Source organism: Candidatus Accumulibacter vicinus, from assembly GCF_000584955.1.
GTDB classification, from domain to species: Bacteria; Pseudomonadota; Gammaproteobacteria; order Burkholderiales; family Rhodocyclaceae; genus Accumulibacter; species Accumulibacter vicinus.
This window is the reverse complement of sequence record NZ_JDSS02000002.1, coordinates 19,988-21,039: the sequence shown is the minus strand read 5'-3', so window position 1 is coordinate 21,039 and position 1,052 is coordinate 19,988. Positions and strand designations below refer to the sequence as shown.

The 1,052-nt window shown below is 68.4% G+C and carries 1 protein-coding gene and 2 pseudogenes; all 3 read right to left on the bottom strand.

The window, feature by feature from the left end; all coding sequences use genetic code 11:
• A pseudogene (locus tag CAPSK01_RS21235) lies at window positions 1-194 on the bottom strand (hypothetical protein); the annotation flags it as partial.
• Window positions 191-844: a class II aldolase/adducin family protein gene (locus CAPSK01_RS00120; RefSeq protein ID WP_034920782.1), complete on the bottom strand. Its 654-nt coding sequence runs from the start codon at window positions 842-844 to the stop codon at window positions 191-193. The pseudogene CAPSK01_RS21235 and the gene CAPSK01_RS00120, both read right to left, overlap by 4 nt.
• Window positions 837-1,052 (bottom strand): annotated as a pseudogene (locus tag CAPSK01_RS00115) (S-methyl-5-thioribose-1-phosphate isomerase); the annotation flags it as partial. The pseudogene CAPSK01_RS00115 and the gene CAPSK01_RS00120, both read right to left, overlap by 8 nt.

The following is a 1,052-nucleotide window of genomic DNA, read 5'->3' as shown; positions in this document are numbered from 1 at the left end:
GCCACGTCGACACTGTAGAGAAAGGTCGGCGCACTCGCCTTGCGCGCGTCGCAACTGCGCCGGAAGACGCTGATCTCGCCGAGGTCGGCCTCGGCCATGCCGAGGCGAGCAGCGACCGCGGCAGCCAGCGCTGCCGGCGGATGCTCGATGGGAAGGCGAATGTCGCTGATCCGCAACAGGGTCGTCGCGCTCAAGGCTGCTGGCCGTAGCTGGCGAACTTGTCGAGCACCGTTGCCATTTCGGCGGCATCGAGCAGCACCGGTTGACCGAGCTGGCAGGCGCGCCAGTATTGTTCGCAGAGTGTTTCGAGTTCGATGCCGAGGTCGATCGCCTGTTGCAGATCGTCGCCGAGCACCAGCATGCCGTGGTTCGCGAGCAGGCAGGCGCGGCGGTTCACGATCGCCAGCAGGACCGCGTCGGAGAGTGCCTGTGTACCGAAGGTCGCATAAGCGGCACAGCGAACATTGTCGCCGCCAAAGCGCGCGATCATGTAGTGGAACGGCGGGATATCGCGGCGCAGGCAGGCGATGCTGGTGGCGAACGGCGAATGCGCGTGCAGGATGGCGCCGGCGTCGGCGCGGGCCGCGTAGAGGTCGCGGTGGAAGCGCCACTCGGATGAGGGCCGGCGGTGACCCCGGCAACTGCCGTCGCGGCGCATGTGCACGATGTCGGCGGTGAGCAGACTGTCGTAAGCCATGCCGGTCGGTGTGATCAGGAAGTCGCCGCCAGCGTCCGCGCCGGTGCCCTCGACACGCACGCTGAGGTTGCCAGCAGTGCCGCGGTTCAGGCCGGCGGCCTGCATGCAGCGCGCGCTGTCGATCAGTTGTTGGCGCGGATCAGTCATGCGTGGCCTCTGGGTAGAGGGTGCGCAAGCCGTCGCTGCTCGCCGAACAGACGCCGCGTTCGCTGATCACGGCGCTGATCAGACTCGCCGGCGTGATGTCGAAAGCCGGGTTGGCGACCGCGGTCTCGGCCGCGAGTTGCCGGAGCTGGGCGGGCCGGCCGGCGGCATCGCATCCCTGCAGCAGCCGCAACTCGTCGGCAGCGCGCTC